We start from the raw sequence: 6,844 nt of genomic DNA, 5'->3' as shown, positions 1-6,844 counted from the left end.
GTCGTCTTGAAAAGATCGGCCTCAAACTTGGGGAGCTGTCCTGTGCCAAAAAGGCTCTCAAAGAGCGGAACACAACAGTTGATTTATCTCCGCTGAAGGCCCTCAACGAAAAACGAAAGGTCCTCCAGACGGAATTCGACAATCTCCGCTCGGAACAAAATAAAAAATCACAAGAGATTGTGAAACTGCAAAAAGAAAAAAAGGACGCCGCCACGCGGCAAGCCACCCCGGTAATTGCCGAGATGCAGAAGGTGGCGGGCCGGGTCCGAGAACTGGGGCCGGAGATGGCGCAGGCGGAGGAGGAGTTGAACAAGGTCCTCGCCGTCATCCCCAATATCCCGCACCAAAGCGTCCCGGTGGGAAAAGGTCCGGCCGATAACAAACAAATCCGCGTCTGGGGTAAGAAACCGGAATTCAATTTCAAGCCGAAGGAGCATGATGAAATCGGCGAAAAATTGGGGATCCTCGATTTTGGGCGGGCCGCCAAGATTTCAGGCGCCCGCTTTGCCCTCTATCGTGGTTTGGGGGCTCAACTCGAGCGGGCGCTCATCAACTTCATGCTCGAAGTCCACACGAAAGAAAACGGTTACGAAGAGGTGCTTCCACCGTTCATGGTGAATGCCGAGAGCCTTTTTGGCACAGGACAGCTCCCCAAGTTTGAGGCCGATCTTTTCAAGACGACGACCGATCATTATCTGGTGCCGACGGCCGAGGTGCCGGTGACCAATATTTTCCGGGACGAAATTCTCCCCGAGGAAAAACTCCCGGTCAAAATGACCGCCTATAGCCCCTGTTTTCGGAGCGAGGCTGGGTCCTACGGAAAGGACGTAAAAGGGTTGATTCGCCAGCATCAATTCAACAAGGTGGAATTGGTGAAGTTTGCCCACCCCGACCGTTCTTATGAAGAACTTGAATCGCTGACAAATGATGCGGAAAAAATTCTTCAAAAATTGAGTCTGCCCTATAGGGTTGTCGTCCTTTGCACCGGCGATTTGGGGTTCGCCTCCGCCAAGACCTATGATATCGAGGTCTGGCTTCCGGGGCAGAATGCCTATCGCGAGATTTCTTCATGTTCCAACTTCGAAGACTTTCAGGCCCGCCGGGCCAAAATCCGCTTTAAGGATTCAGCCGCCAAGAAAAACTGTTATGTTCATACGTTGAACGGTTCGGGCCTGGCGGTGGGTCGCACCGTTGTGGCCATTTTGGAAAATTACCAGCAGGCGGATGGATCGGTGAAGATACCGGAGGCGCTGGTTCCCTATCTGGGTGGTATTTCCTTTATTAAAAAGTAAGTCTTAGTAATATATCTGAAAAATAAAATTATTTTTCCTTGTTTCAGCCGTTTTTTGTTTGGCCTTTTTGACGCGTTGTGTTATAAAGTCGGCCGAATGAAAAAAGGGAGGCAACATTCACTGGTTTTTTGCCGATAAATAGGAGTAGAAGCCATTTATGCCCGGAGAATTTCCACAGAGTTATCCCATCGAGGAATCGTACGAAGAATCGTTCCCGGGCGATCTGTATCTGTCCGAAGACTATGGCGTTTGCGAAGATGAGCCTGCACCGTCCGCGGATGAGACCGTGGCCGATTTATCTTCGGCCGATTCCTTCACCCTGTCAGGCGCTTTGACCTCCTTCCGGAAAGCGGCTGAATCGTACGCCGAAAGGGCCCACAACCGCGCCGTTGCCGTGTATCAGGATGCCCATTCTGCTTATGATTATCTGCGCAACCGGTCGTGGGGCGAAATCACCGCTGACGCGGCAAAGGCGGTTGCGAAGGCCTATCCCGAAGAGACGGCCGCTGTTGCCAGATGGGCGGCCGAAAAACTGCCGATTGCCGTGGAGAAGGCGGCCCCTATTGCAAAAGCCATCATCCCCGACTCTCTCGAACCACAGGTTGAAGAGGTTGCTGATTCTCTGGCCAATGCCGCGCGCGAATACTACGTTGAAAACTGGCGGGAGACGGTGCATGAAATTGCCCGCAAAAGTCCGGGGTTGGAAGCCCCGCTCCATTCGCTTGAAAAATACGCGGGGATCAAAATAGAGGAACCGGATGAATTGCCTGCGCCTGCGCTTGTGGAGTATCAACCGGATGAAGAGCCCGAAGTTTCGTTCTTTGACGAACCTTCGATGGCGGGATTTGCGGCAAAAGACGATGCGGCTTTTTATGAGGAAGAACCGTTTGTCTATTATTATGGCAACGACGATGTCGTGGAGGCAGAAGCTGAAACCGGTGAGGTGTTGACTGCCGCTCCGGCGGACGTTGCCGAAACCGAAAATTTCCTTTCCGAAACTGTTTCCATGCCGCCTGCTGTCGTCGAACAGGCTGAAGCCGCAGTGGCCTCCGAAAAAGAACCGATTGCTCCGGAAGAAGCGGTCGAAGCCGAATCGCCCGAAGCGGTTGTCGTAAAGGCAAATACGAAAGTTGTGGAAAGCGATGACAGAGCCGGTTTGACGGCTGATGAAACGGTTGTTTACTCCGATGTCGGCTCATTCCCCGTCGACTTTGCGAGGGCACCCACCCAACCGGCTTTTGCGGCCGGCTTAAAGTCCGGCGTTGAAGGGGAATGGCAGACAATCAAAGGGCCTGAAAACCGGCGCCAGACAGCTCCCGCGAATCGATTGCCGGTTGAAGAGGCGGAAGGCGTAGAGACCGGGTTGCAAGAGGGTGATGTCGATACCCGGTCTGTTTCCATTCAAGGGGGAAAAGAGGGGGGGGCTGTTGCGGTATTGCAAGCGGTATCTGCGGAGGCCGGAAGAGTTTCAAAATCGGCGGGTTCCAATGTCGTCCGCGCCCCAAAACCGGCGGGCCGCAGTGAGGCCGATCTTCAGGCGGAGCGGGAAATCTCGAGCGGCGGTTCGGCGGATGTCCGTGCCATACCCGTTCCTTTGGCCGCTCAAACCGCTTCTTCCCGGAGAGATTCCTCATCCGGCGACACCGATTTTGCGGCGGTAGTCGGAAGCCTCGATGCCCCGCTGAATGATGTTCCCGGAAGCGGTGACAAGGGTTTTTCCGATGGTCGAGGAAAAGACCCCATTGAAAACTTCTACGCTCTTGCCGATGCCGGAGAAGCCGCCCCCGAAGATGAAACGTTCGCTACCGATGTTGACAAATCAGTTCTTCAACTTTCCGATGTAGTGGTCTAATCTCACCGAGTGAAAAATTTCCTCATCAAATTCTTTGCCTCCGGTTTTGGCCTGGGATATGCGCCGGTTTTTCCCGGAACGGCGGGGAGCCTCCCGGGCGTTCTTCTTTTTTATCTTTTCCGAAACGAGCCCCGTCTCTATTTGGCCGCACTGGCGGTTCTGTTCACCGGTGTAGGCATCGTTGTTTCCACCGAGGCGGAAAAAATATTCGGCAAAAAAGACGCCCCGACCATCGCCATCGACGAGGTGGCGGGACAGTTGATCACTTATCTGTTTGTTCCTTATTCACTCATCCATCTGATCGCCGGGTTTGTTTTATTCCGTCTGTTCGACATCCTTAAAATTTTCCCTGCCCGGTGGGCACAGGACAATCTGCCGCGGGGATGGGGGGTTGTGGGCGATGACGTCGTCGCGGGGGTTCAGGCGGGAGTTTTGCTCTATCTGTTGTCACATTTCTACACGTAGTCCAGCCACTCTTCGTATTTTTTGACCTTGCCGCGGATAATGTCGAAATAGGCCTGCTGAACCTTTTGCGTGATGGGACCCGGCTTGCCGGAACCGATTGTCCGATCGTCCAGTTCACGGATCGGTGTAATCTCCGCGGCGGTGCCGGAAAGAAAAATTTCGTCGGCCACATAGGCCGAGTCGCGCGTGATCCGCCCTTCCTGAACCGGGATTTTGTTGTCCTCCAAAATCCGGATGACGCAATCCCGCGTGATCCCCTTGAGGATCGAAGAACCCGCCGACGGCGTACGGGCAATGCCGTCCCTGACGACAAAAATGTTCTCACCCGTTGCCTCCGAGACATAACCTTCGTGATCGAGCATGATCGCCTCTTCGTAGCCCCCTTTGAGCGCCTCGCGCTTGGCGAGGATGGAATTGATGTAATTGCCGCAGGTCTTCGATTTGGTCATCATTGTGTTGACCGTCAGCCGCGTGTAGCTGGAGATTTTTGCCCGGATGCCGTTTTTCACCCCTTCTTCGCCGAGGTAGGTCCCCCAAGGCCAGGCAACCAGGGCGATGCGGATGGGATTATCAATGGCGTAAAGCCCCATCTCGCCGTCGCCGATAAAGACAATCGGGCGCAGATACCCTTCGGCCAGTTTATTAACGCGGAAGAGCTCCTTGCAGGCCTCGACGATTTCTTCCTTCTTATAGGGAATCGTGATGAGGCTGATTTTGGCCGAATCGTAAAGCCGGTCGATATGGTCCTTCAGCCGGAAAATGGCGGTTTTACCGTTGGCGCCCTTGTAGGCGCGGATTCCTTCAAAGACACCGAGGCCGTAATGAAGCGTGTGCGTTAGGATATGGATGTTGGCGTCGTCCCAGGGGATGAATTTTCCGTCGAGCCAAATTTTGGGGACTTTGCTGACCTTGGCCATAGTTTTTCTAATTAATCATTAATATCAGCTCATTTCAACTCTGAAAATAGACGGGAGAGACTTTCGGTATAAGGGGAGCGGGCGATTCCTTTTTCAGTGATGATGGCCGTGACCAGCTCGTTTGGCGTCACGTCAAAGGCGGGGTTGCGGACCGCCACGCCGTCAGGCGAGATGGGAGCTTCCTGCACATGGGTTACTTCGCGGGAGGGACGCTCCTCTATCGGGATTTTCTCTCCCGAATCGATCGACCTGTCGATTGTCGAAAGGGGGGCGGCGACGTAGAAGGGGATGCCGTGTTTCTGGGCGACAATGGCCAGGGAATAGGTCCCGATTTTGTTGGCCACATCCCCATTCGCGGCAATCCGGTCGGCGCCGACAATCACCTTCGAGACCTCCCCCTTTTTCATCATCCAGCCGGCCATGTTGTCGGTGATAATGGTGACGGGAATATTGTTTTTCGACAATTCCCATGCGGTCAGACGGGACCCCTGAAAAAAAGGGCGCGTTTCGTCGGCAAGGACCGTGATTTTTTTCCCCGCCTCTGTTGCGGAATAAATAACGCCAAGGGCGGTGCCAAACCCGCCGGTTGCCAAAGCCCCGGCGTTGCAATGGGTGAGAACCTTGTCTCCGGTGTTGAAGAGTGTTTGCCCGTGCCGCCCCATCATCCGGTTAACCTCGATGTCTTCGGCGAGGATTTTTTGGGCTTCGGCAACGAGTCTGGATTTTAAAGAATCCAAAATCCCCCCTTCGCCCCCCTTTTTCAAAGGGGGGGTGGGGGGGATTTCGTGGACGATCTTTTTCATCCTCTCCAATGCCCACGCCAGATTAACAGCAGTTGGTCGTGTCTTAAAAAGCGCCTCGCAGATTGTTTCAATCTGTCGGTTAAAATCATCAAAATTCTTCGCCTCAATTTTTAACGCCCCAATGGCCACCCCCATGGCGGCCGCCACACCGATGGCCGGGGCGCCGCGGATAACCATGTGCCTGATCGCGTCGGCCACTTGGGCATAATCCGAGCAGACGACATACTCCTCATGGTGCGGGAGCTTGCGCTGGTCGATCATGACGACCGTGTTGTTTTTCCACTCGATTGTTTTGAAGTTCATCGATTTTTCCTATTCTATCTACAGCTATGGCGCCACTTGAAAACCCACCTTGACAAAATCGTCGTCAAAGGCCAAAGCGGTCCTGATTTTCATCTGTTCCATCACGACAAAGCTGGTGCAATCGGTAAAGCTCAAGATTTTGTCTGAATATTTTCGTAGTTTTTCCAGGGCTTTCAGGCAGATTTGCTCGTCAACCGTGATCATTCTATATTTTTTTGAATTCAAAAGGTCCTGCGCTATCTGATAGGCCATTTCAACCCCTGCCAGCGTCCGAATTCGGGTGATTGTTTCGTCAAGGATAAAATTGGTCGTGAATAACCTGGCTGATTGAGGCAGGGTTTGAAAAAAATCGAACGCCTTTGGATGGTTTAAGTCTGATTTATCGGCAAGCGTAATGAAGAAAGAGCTGTCAACAAAGTACCGTTTGGCAAACAAACTCATATCCATTATTTTTTTGAAAGACCATACAGCGCTTCGTCATGATTTACGCCCCCATCGGGAACGCCGCTTTCGAAAAGCCCCGCAATTTCTGCAAAGGGATTTTCGCCGGTGTTTTTTCTTTTTTTCTTTCGCAAAGAGGCGGGTGATTTTCCCAGGCCCAACCCGCGCACGACCAACTCACGGAGAACGGCACCCATGCTTTTTTCTTCCTCAAGGGCTTTAAGCTTAAGCGCTTTCAAAAGGCTTTTTTCGAGACGGACATTGGTTGTGACGTATTCTTGCATAATACAATTATACAATTACACAATAATATCACCTCGTCAAGGCCTTCTTGAGCAACTCGTTGACGACGGCCGGATTTCCCTGCCCCTTCATCTCTTTCATCACCTGTCCCACAAAAAAGCCGAAGAGTTTGTCCTTGCCGGCGCGGTATTGCTCCAGCTGTTTGGGGTTGGCGGACATCACGGCGTCGATGACTTTTTCAATCGCCCCGGTGTCCGAGACCTGCACCAGATTTTTTTCCTGAATGATCTTTTCGGGGTCGTCACCGCTTGTAAACATCTCCTCGAAGACCGTTTTGGCCATCTTGCCGCTGATTGTGCCGTGGTCAATCAGCTCAATCAGCTTTGCGATCTGCCCGGGCCTTACCTTTGATTGCTCGATTTCGATTCCTGTATTTTTCAATTCCCGCATCAGCTCGGTCATCATCCAGTTCGAAATCTTCTTTGGCTGATTATAGGCGCGCACCGCCTCCTCAAAATAATCTGCCAT

At 52.7% G+C, this 6,844-nt stretch carries 8 protein-coding genes; 3 read left to right on the top strand and 5 right to left on the bottom strand.

Annotated elements, in window-relative coordinates; translation table 11 throughout:
* Positions 1–14: 14 nt before the first annotated feature.
* The 3 genes from serS (at position 15) to HYU99_12055 (ending at position 3,609) form a co-directional block, all read left to right on the top strand.
* Positions 15–1,292, top strand: a complete 1,278-nt coding sequence (gene serS, locus HYU99_12065) for a serine--tRNA ligase (GenBank protein MBI2341082.1) — start codon at positions 15–17, stop codon at positions 1,290–1,292.
* 157 nt (positions 1,293–1,449) lie between these two features.
* Positions 1,450–3,144 (top strand): hypothetical protein, encoded by a 1,695-nt coding sequence (locus tag HYU99_12060; protein ID MBI2341081.1) that lies wholly within the window; start codon positions 1,450–1,452, stop codon positions 3,142–3,144.
* Positions 3,145–3,153: 9 nt separating this feature from the next.
* The gene (locus tag HYU99_12055; GenBank protein ID MBI2341080.1) at positions 3,154–3,609 is read left to right on the top strand and encodes a phosphatidylglycerophosphatase A; all 456 of its coding nucleotides are present in this window, start codon (positions 3,154–3,156) and stop codon (positions 3,607–3,609) included.
* Here HYU99_12055 and ilvE read toward each other — a convergent pair.
* The 5 genes from ilvE to HYU99_12030 form a co-directional block, all read right to left on the bottom strand.
* Complete coding sequence (gene ilvE / locus HYU99_12050; GenBank protein ID MBI2341079.1) at positions 3,600–4,526, bottom strand: branched-chain-amino-acid transaminase; 927 nt, start codon at positions 4,524–4,526, stop codon at positions 3,600–3,602. The genes HYU99_12055 and ilvE overlap by 10 nt on opposite strands.
* Before the next feature lie 29 nt (positions 4,527–4,555).
* The gene (gene mtnA / locus HYU99_12045; protein ID MBI2341078.1) at positions 4,556–5,632 is read right to left on the bottom strand and encodes an S-methyl-5-thioribose-1-phosphate isomerase; all 1,077 of its coding nucleotides are present in this window, start codon (positions 5,630–5,632) and stop codon (positions 4,556–4,558) included.
* Between the two features lie 24 nt (positions 5,633–5,656).
* Positions 5,657–6,079, bottom strand: a complete 423-nt coding sequence (locus HYU99_12040) for a PIN domain-containing protein (protein MBI2341077.1) — start codon at positions 6,077–6,079, stop codon at positions 5,657–5,659.
* The gene (locus HYU99_12035; protein ID MBI2341076.1) at positions 6,079–6,357 is read right to left on the bottom strand and encodes a hypothetical protein; all 279 of its coding nucleotides are present in this window, start codon (positions 6,355–6,357) and stop codon (positions 6,079–6,081) included. Before HYU99_12035 ends, HYU99_12040 begins: the two co-directional genes overlap by 1 nt.
* A 28-nt stretch (positions 6,358–6,385) precedes the next feature.
* On the bottom strand, positions 6,386–6,844 hold a 459-nt coding region (locus HYU99_12030), incomplete at its 5' end, for an Asp-tRNA(Asn)/Glu-tRNA(Gln) amidotransferase GatCAB subunit B (GenBank protein MBI2341075.1).

The sequence above is a fragment of the Deltaproteobacteria bacterium genome (assembly GCA_016183175.1).
Lineage (GTDB): Bacteria > UBA10199 > UBA10199 > UBA10199 > SBBF01 > JACPFC01.
Note: the sequence above shows the minus strand (reverse complement) of the source record. Positions and strands in the feature narration are given on the sequence as shown.

What these genes read in the sequence shown, in the direction of transcription:
- ilvE (MBI2341079.1), bottom strand. Translation starts at nt 4,526, where the DNA reads ATGGCCAAGGTCAGCAAAGTCCCCAAAATTTGGCTCGACGGAAAATTC.
- HYU99_12035 (MBI2341076.1), bottom strand. Translation starts at nt 6,357, where the DNA reads ATGCAAGAATACGTCACAACCAATGTCCGTCTCGAAAAAAGCCTTTTG.
- mtnA (MBI2341078.1), bottom strand. Translation starts at nt 5,632, where the DNA reads ATGAACTTCAAAACAATCGAGTGGAAAAACAACACGGTCGTCATGATC.
- HYU99_12040 (MBI2341077.1), bottom strand. Translation starts at nt 6,079, where the DNA reads ATGGATATGAGTTTGTTTGCCAAACGGTACTTTGTTGACAGCTCTTTC.
- HYU99_12060 (MBI2341081.1), top strand. Translation starts at nt 1,450, where the DNA reads ATGCCCGGAGAATTTCCACAGAGTTATCCCATCGAGGAATCGTACGAA.